Annotated in this window: 18 protein-coding genes; 5 read left to right on the top strand and 13 right to left on the bottom strand. The window is 65.8% G+C overall.

The annotated features are described in order from the left end of the window. The first annotated feature begins 25 nt into the window (after positions 1–25). Entirely contained in the window at positions 26–811 is a 786-nt protein-coding gene (locus RBH22_RS03605) for a CBS domain-containing protein (protein ID WP_256544894.1), read from the top strand. Positions 812–835: 24 nt separating this feature from the next. Here the strand turns inward: RBH22_RS03605 and RBH22_RS03600 are convergent, their stop codons facing one another. After that, complete coding sequence (locus RBH22_RS03600; RefSeq protein ID WP_306676560.1) at positions 836–1069, bottom strand: hypothetical protein; 234 nt, start codon at positions 1067–1069, stop codon at positions 836–838. Between the two features lie 62 nt (positions 1070–1131). Next, positions 1132–1308, bottom strand: coding sequence for a hypothetical protein (locus tag RBH22_RS03595; protein ID WP_199722988.1), 177 nt, complete (start codon positions 1306–1308; stop codon positions 1132–1134). Between the two features lie 128 nt (positions 1309–1436). Between RBH22_RS03595 and RBH22_RS03590 the strand changes: the two genes are divergently transcribed. Further along, positions 1437–2546: a Xaa-Pro peptidase family protein gene (locus RBH22_RS03590; protein WP_306676559.1), complete on the top strand. Its 1110-nt coding sequence runs from the start codon at positions 1437–1439 to the stop codon at positions 2544–2546. Positions 2547–2584: 38 nt separating this feature from the next. Here the strand turns inward: RBH22_RS03590 and RBH22_RS03585 are convergent, their stop codons facing one another. The 3 genes from RBH22_RS03585 to RBH22_RS03575 form a co-directional block, all read right to left on the bottom strand. Further along, positions 2585–3745 (bottom strand): phosphotransacetylase family protein, encoded by a 1161-nt coding sequence (locus RBH22_RS03585; RefSeq protein WP_306676558.1) that lies wholly within the window; start codon positions 3743–3745, stop codon positions 2585–2587. Positions 3746–3757: 12 nt separating this feature from the next. Then, a complete protein-coding gene (locus RBH22_RS03580; protein WP_306676557.1) occupies positions 3758–5851 on the bottom strand; it encodes an acetate--CoA ligase in 2094 nt (697 codons plus the stop codon). Positions 5852–5969: 118 nt separating this feature from the next. Beyond that, positions 5970–6290 (bottom strand): hypothetical protein, encoded by a 321-nt coding sequence (locus RBH22_RS03575; RefSeq protein ID WP_256288364.1) that lies wholly within the window; start codon positions 6288–6290, stop codon positions 5970–5972. 228 nt (positions 6291–6518) lie between these two features. On the opposite strand from RBH22_RS03575, the gene RBH22_RS03570 reads away from it, so the two are divergent. Continuing rightward, positions 6519–7547 carry an ATP-binding protein gene (locus RBH22_RS03570; RefSeq protein ID WP_306676556.1) on the top strand — a complete coding sequence of 343 codons (1029 nt, stop codon included), beginning with the start codon at positions 6519–6521 and terminating at the stop codon, positions 7545–7547. Positions 7548–7562: 15 nt separating this feature from the next. On the opposite strand, the gene RBH22_RS03565 is transcribed toward RBH22_RS03570, so the two are convergent. Together RBH22_RS03565 and RBH22_RS03560 are read right to left on the bottom strand one after the other, a co-directional pair. Beyond that, positions 7563–8027, bottom strand: coding sequence for a YbaK/EbsC family protein (locus RBH22_RS03565; protein ID WP_306676555.1), 465 nt, complete (start codon positions 8025–8027; stop codon positions 7563–7565). A gap of 98 nt (positions 8028–8125) precedes the next feature. Next, positions 8126–8434, bottom strand: a complete 309-nt coding sequence (locus tag RBH22_RS03560; protein WP_306676554.1) for a MazG-like family protein — start codon at positions 8432–8434, stop codon at positions 8126–8128. A 155-nt stretch (positions 8435–8589) separates the two neighbouring features. Between RBH22_RS03560 and RBH22_RS03555 the strand changes: the two genes are divergently transcribed. Next, the gene (locus RBH22_RS03555; protein ID WP_306676553.1) at positions 8590–9435 is read left to right on the top strand and encodes a ZIP family metal transporter; all 846 of its coding nucleotides are present in this window, start codon (positions 8590–8592) and stop codon (positions 9433–9435) included. A gap of 38 nt (positions 9436–9473) precedes the next feature. Here RBH22_RS03555 and RBH22_RS03550 read toward each other — a convergent pair whose 3' ends face one another. The 4 genes from RBH22_RS03550 to RBH22_RS03535 all read right to left on the bottom strand — a co-directional run bounded on the left by RBH22_RS03550 (position 9474) and on the right by RBH22_RS03535 (position 14360). Beyond that, on the bottom strand, positions 9474–9758 hold the full coding sequence (locus tag RBH22_RS03550; protein WP_121568362.1) for a hypothetical protein: 285 nt from the start codon (positions 9756–9758) through the stop codon (positions 9474–9476). Positions 9759–9913: 155 nt separating this feature from the next. Then, the gene (locus RBH22_RS03545; protein WP_256288359.1) at positions 9914–11518 is read right to left on the bottom strand and encodes a BCCT family transporter; all 1605 of its coding nucleotides are present in this window, start codon (positions 11516–11518) and stop codon (positions 9914–9916) included. 139 nt (positions 11519–11657) lie between these two features. Beyond that, complete coding sequence (locus RBH22_RS03540) at positions 11658–13082, bottom strand: MATE family efflux transporter (RefSeq protein WP_256544885.1); 1425 nt, start codon at positions 13080–13082, stop codon at positions 11658–11660. Between the two features lie 210 nt (positions 13083–13292). Then, complete coding sequence (locus RBH22_RS03535) at positions 13293–14360, bottom strand: FAD-dependent oxidoreductase (protein ID WP_256288357.1); 1068 nt, start codon at positions 14358–14360, stop codon at positions 13293–13295. Between the two features lie 130 nt (positions 14361–14490). On the opposite strand from RBH22_RS03535, the gene RBH22_RS03530 reads away from it, so the two are divergent. Next, a complete protein-coding gene (locus RBH22_RS03530; protein WP_256544884.1) occupies positions 14491–14778 on the top strand; it encodes a DUF357 domain-containing protein in 288 nt (95 codons plus the stop codon). Between the two features lie 45 nt (positions 14779–14823). Here the strand turns inward: RBH22_RS03530 and cysS are convergent, their stop codons facing one another. After that, positions 14824–16314, bottom strand: coding sequence for a cysteine--tRNA ligase (gene cysS, locus RBH22_RS03525; protein ID WP_256544883.1), 1491 nt, complete (start codon positions 16312–16314; stop codon positions 14824–14826). Positions 16315–16366: 52 nt separating this feature from the next. Next, complete coding sequence (locus RBH22_RS03520) at positions 16367–16897, bottom strand: hypothetical protein (protein WP_306676551.1); 531 nt, start codon at positions 16895–16897, stop codon at positions 16367–16369. Positions 16898–16921: the final 24 nt, after the last annotated feature.

Raw genomic sequence — 16921 nt, 5'->3', positions numbered from 1 at the left:
CCACGGGGACCGCGTAGACTCGACGATGAGCGGGAGACCGAAGGTCAAAGAGTATATGACGCGTGAGGTGCAGACCGTCTCGCCGACCGACACCGTCGCCGACGTCGCACGCCGGATCAAAGAGAGCGAAGGACACAACGGATTTCCCGTCTCCGACGGCCGAAAGGTCGAGGGGTTCGTCACGGCCAGCGATCTGCTCTTAGTCGACGACGAGGACCCGATCTTCACCGTGATGACCGAGGACATCATCGTCGCCCAACCCGAGATGGACGTGATCGACGCCGCGCGCGTGATCCTCCGGTCAGGCATCCAAAAGCTCCCGGTCGTCGACGACGCCGACAACCTCGTCGGCATCATCTCGAATACGGACGTCGTCCGCTCACAGATCGAGCGGGCGACGCCGGAGAAGGTGGGCAAACTGATGCGCACGCTCGAACAGATCCACGACGTCAGTCTCCACGAGGAATCTCGCGTCGTCGAGTTGGACAATCTCACGCCGACGCAGGCGCGTGTCTACGCCGACGAACTCGAGGGGCGGCAGTACGAACTCGAACGCGGACTCGCCGAACCGCTCGTGGTCATCGATAACGGCGGCGAACTCCTGCTGGCGGACGGCCACCACCGCGTGATGGCGGCGTTCCAACTCGGAATCGAGGAGATGGACGCCACGGTGATCGTCTTAGACGAACGCGTCGATCTGGGAATGCAACGAACGGCCGAAAAGGAGGGGCTCTCGTCGATCGAAGACATCGAAATCGCCGACTACGGCCGGCACCCGCTGATCGAAGCGACCCAGCGGTTACAGGAGTAGTCCCCGCCCGACTGCGGCCGCTCTCTATTCTTCCCGGGAGGCCGCGTCCGCTTTCCACTCTTCGATCAAGGCCTTCGCTGCCTCGACGTCGGCGACGCGCTCTCGACGGTAGTCTCTGCCACCGGGCGCTTGATGCAGGCGGTCGAGTCTGACGATCCACTCGCCGTCGGGTCGGCGGCGACGACGTAGCGTGACGTACCCGTCCTCGCGCGTCCACTCGACGAGGCGTTCCTCCTCACGAGTCCGTGTCCACTCCATACCGATGGCTCGCACGTCGCGAGCCTGTATCTTCCGAATAGGGTCGCACGACCGCGTCGCGATCAGTCGGCGAGGCCTTTGGACGCGGACTCGACGGCTTCGAGGCTGGCGAGCGGTCCGGTGCGCGCGCCGCATTCGGGGCACTCGGGATAGCCCAGATCGTCGTACCGGACTGCATCCGCGGGTAGTTCGGCTCCGCAGGCGGCACACTCGAAGTACGTGGGCCAGTCGAAGTCCATACTCCAAGTGTCACGGGGATATGTAATAGTTAATGAGTGGTTACGGCCGGTCTCTGGCCGGATTTCCGCCTGCCGGGACCCCACAACGCGACCGTACCTTCTTGTGCGATTGCGCGGAAGCCTCCGGTGTGACGCCTCTCGAACGACGAACCGACGCGGCACAGACGACGCTCGCCAACGTGGGCGCGGACGCGCTCGTCTGTGTCCCCGGACGGAACCTCCAGTATCTCACCGGCCTCGTCGAATCCCAGCGCGAGCGACACTTCCTCTTCGTCGTGCCCGCCGAGGGCGAACCGACGTTCTTCGTCCCGGCGCTTGCGGCCTCGCAGGTCCGATCAGAGTCGTGGGTGCCCGACGTGCGGGCGTGGGACGACGAGGCGGATCCCGTGAGGGCGCTCTCGGAACTGTTCGACGACCTCGGGATCCCGGCGGCGTCGCACCTTCTCGTCGACGACACGATGTGGGCGACGTTCACTCAAGACGTGCGCGAGATTCGTCCGGACGCCACGCTCGGCCTCGCCAGCGAGGTGCTCGCAGACCTGCGAATCAGAAAGGACGATGCCGAACTCGACGCGCTTCGGCGGGCCGCAGGGGCCGCAGACGACGCGATGGATCGCGTTCGCGGCCTCGGCAGCGACGCCGTCGGGCTGACAGAATCCGAACTCGCAGCCCGGATCGAGTCGTTTCTCGCCGACGCCGGCGGCGACGGCGTCTCCTTCGAGACGATCGTCGGCTCCGGACCCAACGGCGCGATGCCGCATCACACCCACGGCGAGCGAACGATCGAGGCCGGCGACCCGGTCGTCGTGGACTTCGGAACGCGCGTCGACGGCTACCCCAGCGACCAGACTCGAACCGTCGTCTTCGACGGCACCCCTGGCGAGCGCTTTCGCGAGGTCCACGAGGTGGTCAGACGCGCGCAGGAGGCGGCCGTCGACGCAGTCGAACCAGGGGTGGCTGCCGGCGCGGTCGACGCTGCCGCGCGCTCGGTCATCGAGGACGCGGGCTACGGCGAGCGGTTCATTCACCGGACGGGCCACGGCGTCGGCCTCGACGTCCACGAAGAGCCCTACATCGTCGCCGACAGTACGCGAGAACTGGAGCCGGGGATGGTCTTCAGCGTCGAGCCCGGTGTCTACCTCGACGGCGCGTTCGGCGTCCGCATCGAGGACCTCGTCGTCGTCACCGACGACGGCTGTGAACGCTTGAACACGACGGATCGCGGGTGGCGGTGTTGAGGAGCGCCAGCAGTAGTCGCACCTGACGGATACGAGGATTACGCCTCGTCAGCGTCCGTTGGGTTGTCGGAGTTGCCAGCGTCCTCCGGGTCCGCCGAGTCCTCCGCTGCGTCCGCTGCGTCCGCACTGCCTTCCTCCGGACCGAGCAGCGCGTCCACGTCGGCGTGATCGTAGAGGAGTTCGCTCATTCGGGAGATCGTCTCCTCGTCGCGGGCGCGGCCGGTGTTGACGACCGCCTCCGCGCGGTCGACGACTGAGAGGGTGTCTCCGGTGACGAGCAGGACGGGCACGCCCTTCTGTTCGGCCTTGCCGAGCACGGCCGGCGACGGGCGGTGTCCGCCGGTGAGGATGATGGCGTTGACGCCCGGGGCCTCCAACGCTGCGGTGATGATCTCCGCGCGGTCGCCGCCGGTGATGACTGCGGCGTTCTTGGTGCGGCGGAAGTACCGGAGAGCGGCGTCTCCGCCCATCGCGCCGACGAGGAAGCGCTCCACGTAGGCCCCGCTGTCGCCGTCGACGGCGACGTCGGCGCCGAGTTCGGCGGCGAGGTCCTCGACGGTCACGCCCGCGAGGTCGCGCTCGCGCGGGACGACGCCGAGAACGGGGATCCCGCGTCCTTCGAGGAACGGCACGCCCTGCTGTTCGAGGTCGTCGAAGGCGGCGTCGTTCACGCCGTTGAACAACACGCCCACGAGGCGGTCGCCGAAGGCCTCCGCGGCGGCGACGACGTCGTCGAGGTCGCCCGGGTTCTCGTAGTTCGCCACGAGGAGCACGTCGGCGTCGAGTCGCGACGCGATGTCCACGTCGGTCAGATCGACGATCCCACCGGTGGTCCACGAGCCGCCGCCCTCGACGAGCATCAGCCCGCAGTTGGCCGCGAGCTGTTCGAAGTACTCCTCGATGAGGGCGCCGAGCTCTTCGGGGTCCTCCTGCCCGCGGATCGCGCCGTCGACGAACGTCGGCGAGTAGACGATCGGCTCCATCTGGTGCATCTCACAGTCCAAATCGAGGAGTTCACGCGCCAACATCGGATCCTCGTCGAGCGTCTTGCCGACGTTCGACTGGAGCCGCGTGCCTTTGGGCTTCATATAGCCGACGTCGAGGCCGCGCTCCTGTGCGAGTCGGCCGAGCGCGAGGGTGACTGCCGTCTTGCCGGTGCTTTCCTGGATCGAAGCGACGAGTAGGGTGTTCGTGTGCATCTGTGGGACTCCTCAGAGTTGATCGGGGTCGACGGTGAGTCGCACGTCGACGGCTTCGACGCCATCGGGGGTGGCGACGAGCGGGTTGATGTCTAATTCGAGAATCGCCGGGAAGTCGGTCACGAGCTGTGAGAGGCGCTGGATCGTCTCGACGACGCCCGCGACGTCTGCGGGCTCGCGTCCGCGCGCCCCGCGCAACAACGGCGCGGCGTCGATCTCCCGGGTCATCGCCTCGGCCTCCGGTTCAGAGACCGGCGCGACGCGGAACGTCGTGTCTTCGAGCGTCTCGACGAAGATTCCGCCGAGGCCGAAGAGCAAGAGCGGGCCGAACTGCGGATCGCGGTTCATCCCGACGATTGTCTCCACACCGTCGTCGAGGTCGACCATCTCTTGGACCTGCACGCCGATGATCGTCGCATCGGGCTGGTAGTTGCGCGCGCGCGAGATCAGGTCTTCGTAGGCGTCGTAGACATCCTCGTTCGGGACGCCGACCTTGACGCCCCCGATGTCAGATTTGTGTAGGATATCCGGGCTGACGATCTTCATCACCACGTCGCCGTCGATGGACTCTGCGACTTCGAGCGCGTCCGCGGGTGCGTCGACGATGTCGCCGGCGGGCGTCTCGATCCCGTAGGCGTCTAAGAGACCCATCGCTTCGACGCCCAACCGCGTGTCCGCGCGGCCCTCGACCGACGTGAGGATCTCGCGGGCGCGCTCGCGGTCGACGTCGAACGTCGTCGGCGCCTGGTATTCCCGTTCGGTGATATCACGGAAGCGCGAGAGCGCGTCGAGGCCCTGCACCGCCCGGGCCGGATCGAAGTAGTTCGGGATCCCGGCGTCTGCGAGCGTCTCTGCGGCGGGTTCGACCCGCGCGCCGCCCATAAAGCAGGCGGCGACGGGCTTGTCGTGTTTCGCCTGTAGCTCGACGGTATCGGCGGCCAATTGCTGGTAGTCGAGGACAGCCGTCGGACACGAGAGGACGATGACGCTACCGACGTTTGCGTCACCGAGCGCGACGTCCAGCGCGTCGCGGAAGCGCTCGTTGTCGGCGTCGCCGACGATGTCGACCGGGTTGTAGATGTTACCTTCCGCCGGCAACGCCTCCGAGAAGGCATCGAGCGTCGAATCGGTGAACGACGCCATCGAGAGCCGCGAGTCGCCGATCGCGTCGGTGCTCATCACGCCCGGCCCGCCGGCGTTCGTGATGACAGCGACGCCGTCACTTTCGGGAAGGGGCTGGCTCTCTAAGACGCGGGCGGCGTCGAACAGTTCCTGGACGGACGCCGCGCGGATGACGCCCGCCTGTTCGAGGCCGGCCTCGTAGGCCTGATCCGAGCCGGCGATCGTCCCCGTGTGACTGGAGGCGGCCTGTGCGCCGGCGTCGGTGCGACCGGACTTCACGAGAACGACCGGCGTCTCTGCGGTCACCTCGCGCGCCGTCTCGATGAACGCCTGGCCGTCGTCGATGCCCTCCAGATAGCCGATTATCACGTCGGTGTCGTCGTCGTCGCCCCACTCTCTGACGAAGTCGGATTCGTCGAGGACGGCCTTGTTACCGAGCGAGACGACGTCTTTGAAGCCGATTCCCTGGTCGTTCGCCCAGTCTAAGACGGCCGTGATGAACGCCCCCGACTGGCTCATAAACGACATCCGCCCCTCGGTGGCGTTCTCGGGGCCGAACGTCGCGTTCATTCCAACCGGCGTCGACATAATCCCGAGGCTGTTGGGGCCGACCAGGTCGATGTCGTACGTTTGGGCGACCTCGATCAGGTCCTGCTCACGGGCGGCGCCCTCACTGCCGGTCTCGCCGAAGCCGGCGGTGATGACCACGACGTTTCGGACGCCCGCCTCGCCGGCCTCGCGAACGACGTCGACGGCGATCTGCGGTGGCACGACGACGACGGCGAGGTCGGCGTCGGCGGCGGCGACGTCGTCTAGCGTCGGGATGCCGAAGACCTCCTCGTGGCTCGGATTCACGGGGACGACCTCGCCCGCGAACGAATCGAGGAGGTTCTCCATAATCGCCCGGCCGACGGAGCCCGCACGCTCTGTCGCGCCCACGACGGCGATTCGTTCGGGCGAGAACAACGCGGATAACTCTCCCATCGGGCGAACGTACTCGGGGTCGGCGCTTAAATCCGTGCGGTCTGGTACTCGATTCCGAGTAGCTGTCTTCGAAGACACCAGGCTGATCGGCGTCCGTCTGCGATCACGTGAAACGGGATCAGACGACGTCGTCGGGGGCGTACTGCTCACGAGTCCGTTTCGCTTCCCGGGCGTATCGCCTGCGCTCGTCGGGGTCGGTCACGGTGCCGAGACTCGACTCGCGAGCGAGCAGCCCCGCAGTCGTGTCGCGTGCGTCGTCGAAACTGGTGAGGGCGCGCTCTTTGCGGAGATACTGCGATCCGTCGGGGGTCGCATACACCAGGATGACGATGTTCTGCTCGTCGTCGGAGTACGTCCGCTCGACGAGCCAGACGCGCTGGCGTTCGGCGTCTCCCTCGCTCTCTGCTGTGGCGTCCACCGGCGGTGATTGATCGGCCATAACTCCACCTACGATGCCGAGATACATAATCGCCAGTCCCCCAGTACTGTTAGCCGCGGGACTGATACTGTCGGACAGAAGCTCGTGAACTATGTTGACACCCACGGGTGTCGATAATCTTCACACAGTTCTGTCCGACAGTATGAGGGCCAGTACCGGACACGAATGTACAATTCCGAGCACGACAGCACACCTACAATTTAAATCACTCTCACCTGTAGCGACCGTATGGATTGCGATGGTGAAGCGATCGACGTCGAGACCGTCTCCCGAAATCAGATGGAGCCGGTGTTCGCTATCGACGCCGATGGCACCATCGCGTTCGCGAACGATCGGTTCTACGCGATCTCCGGCCTCTCCCCTGAGGCGGTGATCGGGGCCGACTACGACCGCTTCGGCCGGATCGTCGAAGACGGCCTCGACTCGCTACGGACGGCCGTCGAATCGGTGCTGGCCGACGAATCAGCCGAAGAACGGGTCGAGTTGGAGATGGGTCACCCCGAGGACGCGCCCGTCCCCCGCCACCTGCCGGCAGAGGCGCGGGTCACGACGCTGCGATCGGGCGGAGAGCCCATCGGGGCGCTGGTCTCGCTCCGACGGATCGGGACGCGGAAAGCGTACGAGCGCCAACTGGAGCGACAGAACGAGCGACTAGAGGAGTTTGCGAGCGTCGTCGCCCACGACCTCCGGAACCCGCTGAACGTCGCCGAGGGACATCTCGAAATCGCGAGCGAGGAGTGCGAGTCAGCGCACCTAGCGTCTGTCGACGACGCTCTCGACCGGATGTGGGACATCATCGAAGACACGCTCACGCTCGCGAAGCAGGGCCATCACGTCGGAGAGAAAGAGCGCGTGACACTTTCGGAGCTCGTCAGACAGTGCTGGGGCACCGTCAGCACGTCCGGAGCCACCCTCGAAGTCGAAGACGAGATGACGATCAGAGCCGACGTCGACCGGCTTCGGAACCTCTTCGAGAACCTGTTTCGGAACGCCGTCGAGCACGCCGGAGACGGGGTGACGGTCCACGTGGGTGCGATCGAAGACGGATTTTTCCTCGAAGACGACGGGCCGGGTATCCCGCCGGAGGACCGAGAGCGCGTGTTCGATCTGGGATACACGACGGCAGCGGACGGCACGGGGTACGGTCTCGCGATCGCCAAGTGGATCGCCGAGGCGCACGGCTGGGAGGTTGCTGTGGCCGACAGCGACGGCGGTGCCCGATTCGAATTCACCGATGTCGACGTCGTCCGCGAGTGAGGGATCGGATCGGCCCTACACCTCGATCGGCGTCGCGTCGGAGACGTCTCGGAGGGTCTGGGGGTCGATCGAGAAGACCGCTGTCGGCGCGCCGGCGGCCGCCCAGACGGTCTCGTAGCCGAGCAGTGATTCGTCGATGTAGACCGGCAAGTCGGCATCGTGACAGAACGGGGGGACGCCGCCGATGCTCCAGCCGACGACGCTCCGAATCTCGTCGGGATCTGCCATCGCGACGTCCTCGGCGTCGAGGTGCGATTCGAGCCGTGGTTCGCTGACGCGGTTCGCGCCGCTCGTCACGACGACGACGAGATCGCCATCGGCATCGAAGACGAGGCTACTCGCGATCTGCCCGACTTCACAGCCGACCGCGTCAGCGGCGTCGGCGGCCGTCTCGGTGCCTTCCGGGAACGATTCGACGGTGAGATCGAGATCGTGGCGTTCCCGTGCCAGTTCGGTGAACTCGCGTGCGCGGCGGTGCATACGCCCTCTTGTGACGGCCGTTCCGAAGAGCGCTTCGACCGGTCGCCGGACAGCGGGCAGACGGCGCGCTCCGCGACGGCGCCGACCGCCGAGCGGGATTACTCGCCGGATCCTGGCGTCCCGTCGTCTTCGATACGGGACTCGTATTTCGTCAACGACTCCTCCAGTGCGGCCTCGGCGTCGACGTCGAGTTCCTCGGCGAGCGCGAGTAGTGCGAAGAGCGCGTCGCCAAGTTCGTCGCGTTTCACCGATAGCGACTCTGGCTCGTCGCCGTAGGCGGTCGACTTCGTCGCGTCCGCGGCCAACTCGCCGACCTCCGCTGTCAGATCCAGGAGTCGATACGCCGGGTGGGTGTACAACTCGGCTTCCTCGAGGAAATCCGCCACGCGTCGCTGACTGTTGCGCATCAGACAGGTCCGCGAACGCCGGCGTAGAAAATGTTTTGTTTCCGAAATTATAGAACGTTGATGTCCTTTCGCGTTCGTTTGCGCGACGGTTTTAGGCCCACCAAAACAATCAGTAATATGAAATTTTTATACCGATTCAGTGGTTACACGCGAGTATGGTCGAGCTGTGGTCTTTCGGATTCGTCTTCCTCGCGGGCCTGATCACGGCGCTGGCGACGGGGTTGGGGGCAGTCCCGTTCTTCTTCGTCTCCGACGTGAGCGACCGCTGGAACGTCGCGCTGTGGGGCATTGCGTCCGGGATTATGCTGTCCGCATCGGTTTTCGGGCTCGTGTTAGAGGCGCTCGGCGAGTACGTCCACGTGGCGCTCGGTGGGGTCTCCATCGACCCGATCCCACAGCGTGAACTGCTCCTCCTCGGTGCGGGACTCTTCGCCGGCATCCTTCTCGTCTACGTCGCCCACGACCTCATCGAAGCCGCCGAGGTCGACCCGCGGCAGTACGAGGAAGCGGACTTCAAGAAGTTGGTACTCATCCTCGGCGTCTTGACCGTCCACTCCTTCCCGGAGGGCGTCGCCGTCGGCGTCTCGTTCGCAGACCTCGGGCTGCAGGGCGGAACGCAGCTCTTTGGGTTCGTAGTACCCCTGCTCGCGATCTTCATGACGATCGCGATCTCGATCCACAACATCCCCGAGGGCGTCGCCATCTCGATCCCGTTGCGTTCGATGGGCGTCGCGAACTGGAAGCTCGTCTGGTGGTCAGTGTTCTCGAGCCTCCCGCAGCCGATCGGCGCGGTTCTGGCGTTCTACTTCGTCCGCGCCGCTCGGGAGTTCCTCCCCGCGGGCTTCGGCTTCGCGGCCGGTGCGATGATCTTTCTCGTCCTCACGGAGTTCATTCCGGAGGCACTCGCCGTCGGGCGCAGTCTGCCCGGCGGCGGTCGTCGTGAACTGGCTGCGGGCGTCGCAGCCGGCTTCCTCGCGATGGTTCCGCTGCTGTTCGTCTGAAAGGTGAAAAGAGATCGTGCCGCGATCGCCTCGTGCGTTCAGTGACTGTGGCCCATCGCCTCGTCGAGCGAGACGCCGAAGCGCTCCTCGAAGAGTTCCTCCATCTTCTCGTTCAGTTCTTCCAGGTCGGCGGGCGTCTCGCCCTGTCCGTGGTGGACGACGGCGTGAGCCTGCTGGGCGAACGACTGGATCAGGAGGTCGCCGACGACGGCCGTCGTCGACTCGCCCTGTTCGGTGAACACGTCGGCGAGGCCCTCGGGGAGTTCGATCTCCTCGACGTCGCCGTTCGGCGCTTCGATCGTGTAGGTCTCGGTGTCGACCATACGTCCTCTCCGGCGCCTCGACATAAGGGTCTGTGGGAATCGGCCGCTCGAACGACGACGCGGCGTCGCTCGCTCATACTATCGGCCAGCAGTTTGTGAATTGCGCTGGCACCCACGGGGTGCTGATACGCCGCACAGAGTGCTGTCAGACAGTATCAGTCGTCGTCGGAACTCATCGACACCGCCGGGGAGTTCGCTCCCGTCGTGACCACGGAATCGTCCTCACCCGACAGCAGCGGGTGGACCGACTGGTACTCCCAGACCATTCCGACGATTGCGACGACGGACATAAGCGCGAACGGGAAGCCCGTGATGATCGCCGACGACCGGAGAGCGTCGATGCCGCCGCCGACGATGAGCAGCGAGGCGAGACCGCCCATCAGACCGCTCCAGATGATCCGATTGACCGTCGAGGGGTGTTGCTTGCCGCCGGTCGTGAGCATCCCGAGCGCGAGCGTCGAGGAGTCAGCCGAGGTGACGAAGAACGTCACCACCAGTAGCATAAACACGCCCGCCAGCACGTCGCCGAAGGGGAGACTGGCGAAAAGCGGGAAGCCCGAGACGGAGACGCCGTACTGGTCGACCATCTCGAGCATCGGTGCGATGTTGTTGCGCTCGAAGAAGATGGCGCTGCCGCCCATCGTGAGGAACCACGGGATCGTCGAGGCCGTCGCACCGATGAGCGCGGTCGCGACCACCTGTCGGATCGTCCGGCCCTTCGAGATGCGTGCGACGAACAGGCCGCCGAAGGGGGCCCACGAGAACACCCACGCCCAGTAGAAGACCGTCCAGTTACCGACCCACTCGCCGGTGCCGGTGGCGTTCGTGTAGAGACTCATCGAGACGAACTCGCTGAAGTAGCCGCCGACCGCCTGCAGGCCGGTGTTCATAATGTAGTTGGTCGGTCCCAGCAAGAACGTCACGACCGCCAGCGCGGCGAAGACGCCCATATTGAACAGCGACACGCGGGCGATTCCCTTTTTGACGCCGAGCGTGACAGAAACGGTGAACGCGACTGTCAGGCCCGTGATCACCAAGACCGTCCCGCCGTCACCGAGTGAAACCCCCGCTGTGTACTCCAGACCGGTGAGGAACTGTCGCCCGACGAAACCGAGCGTCGTCGCGATGCCGCCGATCGTCGCGAACACCGCCAGCACGTCGATGGTTTTCGCCCAGAAGCCGTCGAGGTTCTCGACGCCGACGAACGGCGCGATGAGCGTCGAGACGCGCATCGGCGCGTCCTTCCGGAAGGCGTAGTACGCGATCGGAATCGCGACGATCAGGTACGGGACCCAGTAGGAGATGCCCCAGTGAAACAGCGTGTACTGGATCGCGCCGACGGCCGCCGCGGACGTGCCGGCTTCAGCGCCGACGAGCGGCGGAACGCTCGCGTAGTGGTTCAGCGCCTCTGCCGGTCCCCAGAAGACGATGCCGGCCGCGATCCCCGCCGAGAACATCATCGAGAAGAACGACAGGAGACTGAACTCCGGATCGTCCCCGGGCTTGCCGAGTTTGATGTCGCCCCACCGGCCGAACATCAGCCAGAGGCTGAAGACGACCATCAGGAACATCGTCCCGATGTAGACCCACATAAACTCGGTCCAGAGGTACTCGTTGATCTGTCCCATCCGCTCCGCTGAGACGTCTGGATTCAGGAAGAAAACCAGAATCGCCAGCAACGAAACGGAGAACCCGACACCGAAGACAACGGTGTCGAGTTCGTCGACGAATTGTCGCAAACTCGTGCGTATCGTACGCATACATCCTGGTCTCCACGTGATGGATTGTCAAACATAAGACGGCATATGACACCCGTTGAAGTGAGCTATTGCATCACTCCAGTGCGGTGACAAAATGCAGCCTAAATACTAGATAATTGGTATGAGGTGCCCGGTACGTTCAATCACTCGGGTCCGGGCGGTAGCCCCGGCTCACGACTTTCCAGCGGTTCGAGCGGAACCGCCAGAGGTTCACCACCATCGGCACGGCAGTCTCGGCGAGCAGCGCGAGGAGCAGTCCACCGGTCCCGAGCGCCGGGACGACGGTGCCGAGCCACGCCAGCGGGACCGCCGCGAGATACAGCCCCGCCAGCGCCGAGACGAACGGGATCCGGGTGTCGCCTGCGCCCCGCAGCGCGCCCGTGATCGAGCCGTCGACGCCGAGTGCGACGACGCTGACCGCGGCGACGCGGACGAACTGGGCCGAGAGCGCGCGGTTCGCGGGTTCGTTCACGAAGATGCCCGCGATGGGGTTCGCGAAGACGACGACGACGGCGGCAGCGACGAGGTAGACGAGTACCGAGAGTCGGACGATCCCCCAGCCGTACGCCTCGGCTTCGCTTTCCTCGCTCGCGCCGAGTTCCTGGCCGACGAGCGTCGAAGCGGCGATCGAAAAGCCCCACGAGAAGCTCCCGAGTAGCGATCGGACCTGTCGGCCGACGCCGACCGCCGCGACGGCGACGGGACCGAAGGTCGCCGCGATGGCGAGCAGCGGAAACACCACGAGCCCTTGAGCTGCCCGACGGGCGACGAGCGGGGCCGAGACCTGTCCGATCTGCCGGAGTAAGTCGCGGTCGAGTAGCGGCCCCGAGAACGTGAGCGGAACTGGACTCGCCCCCCGACCCCGAACGTAGTTCCGGCCCGTCATCCCCCACGCGAACACGACGGTCACGAGCGCCGTCGCCAGCGTGGTGCCGAGCGCCGCGCCCGCGACGCCCATATCCAGACCGAGGACGAACGCCGCCGACAGCGCGATGTTGGCGACCGCGCCGCCTGCCCGAACCGCCATCGGCGTGAGGGTGTCGCTGACGCCCGCGTAGGTTCGACTGGCGATCAGATTCAAAAACTCGAAGAGCAGTCCGGGGGCGACGACCGCGAGGTACGTCGCGCCGTATCCGACGCTTTCGGAATCCTGTCCGAGCAAGTCGACGAGTGGCTCGGCAGCGAGGCCGAAGAACGCCACTGTCGGGATGCCGAGCGCGACCGCCAGAAGGACGCTCAACCGGACGACCGACGCCGCGCGTTCCGTGTCGCCGCCGCCGTAGTTCTGCGAGACGAGCGCCACCGTCCCGCCGGCGAGGCCGATCGCGAGGAACTTCGCGACCATCCAAAAGGCGTTCGCCAGCGTCAGCCCCGCGACGGCGGTCGGCCCGATGACGAGGCCGACGAGCGCGAGATCCACCGTTCGCTTCGACATAATGGCGAACCCGGTGACGATCCGGGGCCACGCTAAGTCGACCGTCGCGCGGAGGCGCGTCTCCTCGATGACGCCCGCATCCGCCAGTATCCGGGCGAGCGCCGTGCCGGTTCGCCTGAGTCGTGACACGGCTAACAGAAGCAGTGCCCGCGGCTAAGGGATTCCGTTCGGCGGCCAAGGCTGCCGGAAGTGGATCGAAGACACGTCGCAACCGTAGCATCACCGCGCTCCCTGTGGCTGCCACCGCGAGCGGAGCGAGCGGTTTTTTCGTCCAGATTTTTTGGCCGGGGTCGAGCGCCGTCGAAGGCGGCGCGAGGCACCGGTGAAAAAGGTGGGTGCTTAGTCGTCGCTCTCGACGGCCGCGACCTCGCTACCCGCTTCGGCCTTCTGCTCGCGTTCGAGATCTTCGAGGTAGTCGTCGGCGTCGAGGGCGGCCTTCACGCCCATCCCGCCGGCCGTCGCGGCCTGCTGGTAGTGGTAGTCGACGACGTCGCCTGCGCCGAAGATGCCGGGGACGTCCGTGGCGGTCTGGTTGCCTCCCGTGCCGCCCTGGGTCTTGAGGTAGCCGTCGTCGTCGAGTTCGACGCCCGTGCCTTCGAGGTAGCCCGCGTTCGGCGTGTGGCCGATAGCGTAGAAGACCGCGCCGACGTCGAAGTCGAACTCCTCGGTGTCGGGGTCGTCGAGTTTGTCGGTGGGGTGGCCCTCGGGGTGGCTGACGAGCGTGACGTGGTCGACCCCCTCCTCTTGGCTGCCGTGGAGTTCCGTGACTTCGGTGTTCCGCATAATCTCGATTTCGCCCTCGTCGACCTTCTCCATCACGCGGTCGATCCAGTAGTCCTCCGCGCGGAACTCCTCGCGGCGGTGGACGAGATAGACCGTCGAAGCGAACTTGGTGAGGAAGTTCGCCTCTTCCATCGCGGCGTCGCCGCCACCGACGACGAGGATCTTCTCGTCGCGGAAGAACGCGCCGTCACAGGTCGCACACGTCGAGAGGCCGTAGCCCATCAGTTCGTCCTCGCCCGGGATGCCGAGCGTCCGCGCGGATGCCCCCGATGCGGAGATGATCGCGTCGGCCGTGTAGACGTCGCCGTTCTTCAGGCGGACCGTGAAGGGGCGTTCGTCGGCCTCGACGGACTCGATGATGCCGTTTTTGATCTCCGCGCCGAAGCGCTCGGCCTGCTCTTTCATGTTCTGGACGAGTTCGGGCCCGGAGATGCCTTCGGGAAAGCCCGGATAGTTGTCGACTTCCGTCGTCAATGTGAGCTGTCCGCCGGGTTCGTCGCCCTCGAATACGAGGGGCTCGTTGTTCGAACGTCCGGCATAAATTGCTGCAGAGAGCCCCGCGATACCGGAGCCAGCGACGATGAGCGGGCGATGTTCGACGACCTCGTCAGCGGTATCTGTCATACACACTGTTTCGGTAGACACGGCCTTTTAGATTCCGCTGTCGTGCGCACGTCCCGTCAGACTGTATTGTGTTACCGTCACAAGATCGAATTTGGCCGGATATATACGCCCAGCGCGGCGACTGTCGGGTATGGCCGCGGATCTGATCGAGAAGACGGACCGATACGAGCGGATGTTCGCCGACGCGCTCGCGGAGGCCGACGTCGTCGTGCCGGCGTCGACGCCGCTGGGCGAGGCGGCCGCCGAAATTCGGGAGATGTCGCTGTCGTACCTCGAAGACGGGCGGCACTTCCGCGAGAACGACGATCCTGTGGACGCACTCGCTGCCTTCTCGTACGGCTACGGGTGGCTCGACGCCGGCGTCCGGATAGGGCTCTTCGAGATTCCCGAGGAGACGCACCTGTTCACGATGGAGTGACGAGTCGCGTCTGCGGGAGACGCACTCGGCGAGGAACGCGGAGCGCTACCCGAATCGATACGTCGGGCCGTCGTCGCTGTCCTGGATTTCGATCCCGAGGGCTTCGAGATCGTCGCGGAGGTCGTCCGCGCGCTCGTAGTTGCCCGCGTCGCGCTCGGCTTCACGAACGTCGAGGACGAGTTCTACGAGTTCCTCGGCGAGCGTCACCGTTCCGTCCTCGTCCATCGCCGCGCCGAACGAGAGGCCGAAGACGTCGCCGCCGAGTTCCTCGAAGGCCTCGACGCTCTCACGCAGCGCCCAGTAGTCGTACGCGTCGTGGTCGTCGACGTGGCGATTCACCGCCGTCGCCAGTTCGAGCAGCGCCGCCATCGCCTCCCGGACGTTGAAGTCGTCGTTCATCGCCTCCCGGAACTGGGTTCGGGTCTCCGCGAGCGCCCCGCGGAAGGTTTCGTCTTCGACTTTCGCGTACGCGTCGGTGCTGTCGCAGGCGTCGACGGCGGTCTCGTAGGCGCGGTCGAGTCGCTCCCAGCGTTCCTCGGCCTCGCGCATCTCTTTCTCGCCGAACGTCTGCTCGCTGCGGTACGCGGTCGAGAGATAGAACGTCCGGACGACGTCGACGCCGTACTGATCGAGGGCGTCGTCGACGGTGAGGAAGTTCCCGAGGCTGGATGACATCTTGTCGCCGGCGGTCTGGAGGAGGCCGACGTGGAGCCAGTAGCGAGCGAACTGCTGGCCCGTCGCGGCCTCGCTCTGTGCGATCTCGTTTTCGTGGTGCGGGAAGACGAGGTCGCGGCCGCCGACGTGGATGTCGAGCGTGTCGTCGAGGTGCGTCATCGACATCGCAGAGCACTCGACGTGCCAGCCGGGTCGGCCCTCGCCCCACGGCGACTCCCAGGTCTGGCCGCAGGGGTCTTCGACGGCCGGGAGATCCGCGTGGCGGTGTTCGGCGACGTCCTCGGGCGCGACTGCGCCGGCCTTCCAGAGTGCGAAGTCCGCGGGATGGCGCTTCTCGGAGCGCTCGTCTTCGGGCCCCTGGGTCTCGATCTCGTCGAGGCGCTGATTCGAGAGTTTGCCGTAGTCCTCGAAGGCGGTGACGTCGAAGTACACCGAGCCGTTGGACTCGTAGGCGTAGCCCCGTTCGACGAGCGTCTCGACGAGGTCGATGATGTCGGGGACGTGTTCCGACACTCGGGGGTAGACTTCGGCGCGCTTCAGGTTCAACCCGCGCATATCCCGGATCACGTGGGAGGTGAAGTGTTCGGCCACCTCGGATTCGTCGCCGCCGAAGTCGTCCTCGCCGATGCGGGCGACGATCTTCTCGTTGACGTCGGTGAAGTTCTCGACGTGGCGGACGTCGTAGCCTTCGTGTTCCAGCCAGCGGTGCATCACGTCCGCGTGCGCCCACAGGCGCGCGTGCCCGAGGTGTGCGTCGTCCGAGACCGTCAGCCCACAGACGTACAGCAGGACTTCGTCGTCGTTCCGCGGCTCGAACTCCTCGCGTTCGCCCGTCAGGGTGTTGGTCACGGACAGCGTCATCGACGGTGGATACTCGCGTCCCGGTTGTTAAATCGTCGGAAGCGAGCGCGGCTCAGAGCTCCGAAACCGACGCCAGCGCATCTTCGACGGTCCGGAGAGCGCTCGCGCCGTCGCTCCGCGGGACGACCACGACGAGTTCGTCGCCCGCGACGCCGGCGGCGTCGACGAGGACGTTCTCGGCCCGGAGTCGGCCCACGACGGCCGTGAGTGCGCTCGCGTCGACCTCGCCGTCGACGACGATGGCGGTGAGGCTCCCGTCGGCGGTGACGACGGCTTCCTCACCGACCGACAGCAGTGCTTCGGCGCCCGCGTCGAGATCCAGCGATTCCGAATCGTCGGCAGCGACGTCGACACCCGCGAGTCCAACCCCGCTGCGCATTCGAACGACGACGTCGCGCTCCGCTGTTTCGGCGGGTTCGAGGTCGTCTGCGAAGCGCCGCAGCGCCGTCGCGATCGAGTCGGTGTCGCCGTCGACGTCCAGCGACTCCGCGGCGGCCGCGTAGTTCACTACGCCCGCCCGGAGCGCCTGCAAGAGCCAGGGACGGGCCCGAACGGCGGCCCGCGTCTCGGCGGCCAGTGACATACCGGACCCCTCGGACGACGGGGA

The organism is Halobellus sp. H-GB7, from assembly GCF_030848585.1.
Classification (GTDB): Archaea; Halobacteriota; Halobacteria; order Halobacteriales; family Haloferacaceae; genus Haloquadratum; species Haloquadratum inordinatus.
The sequence above is the reverse complement of the archived record's forward strand: the minus strand, read 5'-3'. Positions and strand labels throughout refer to the sequence as shown.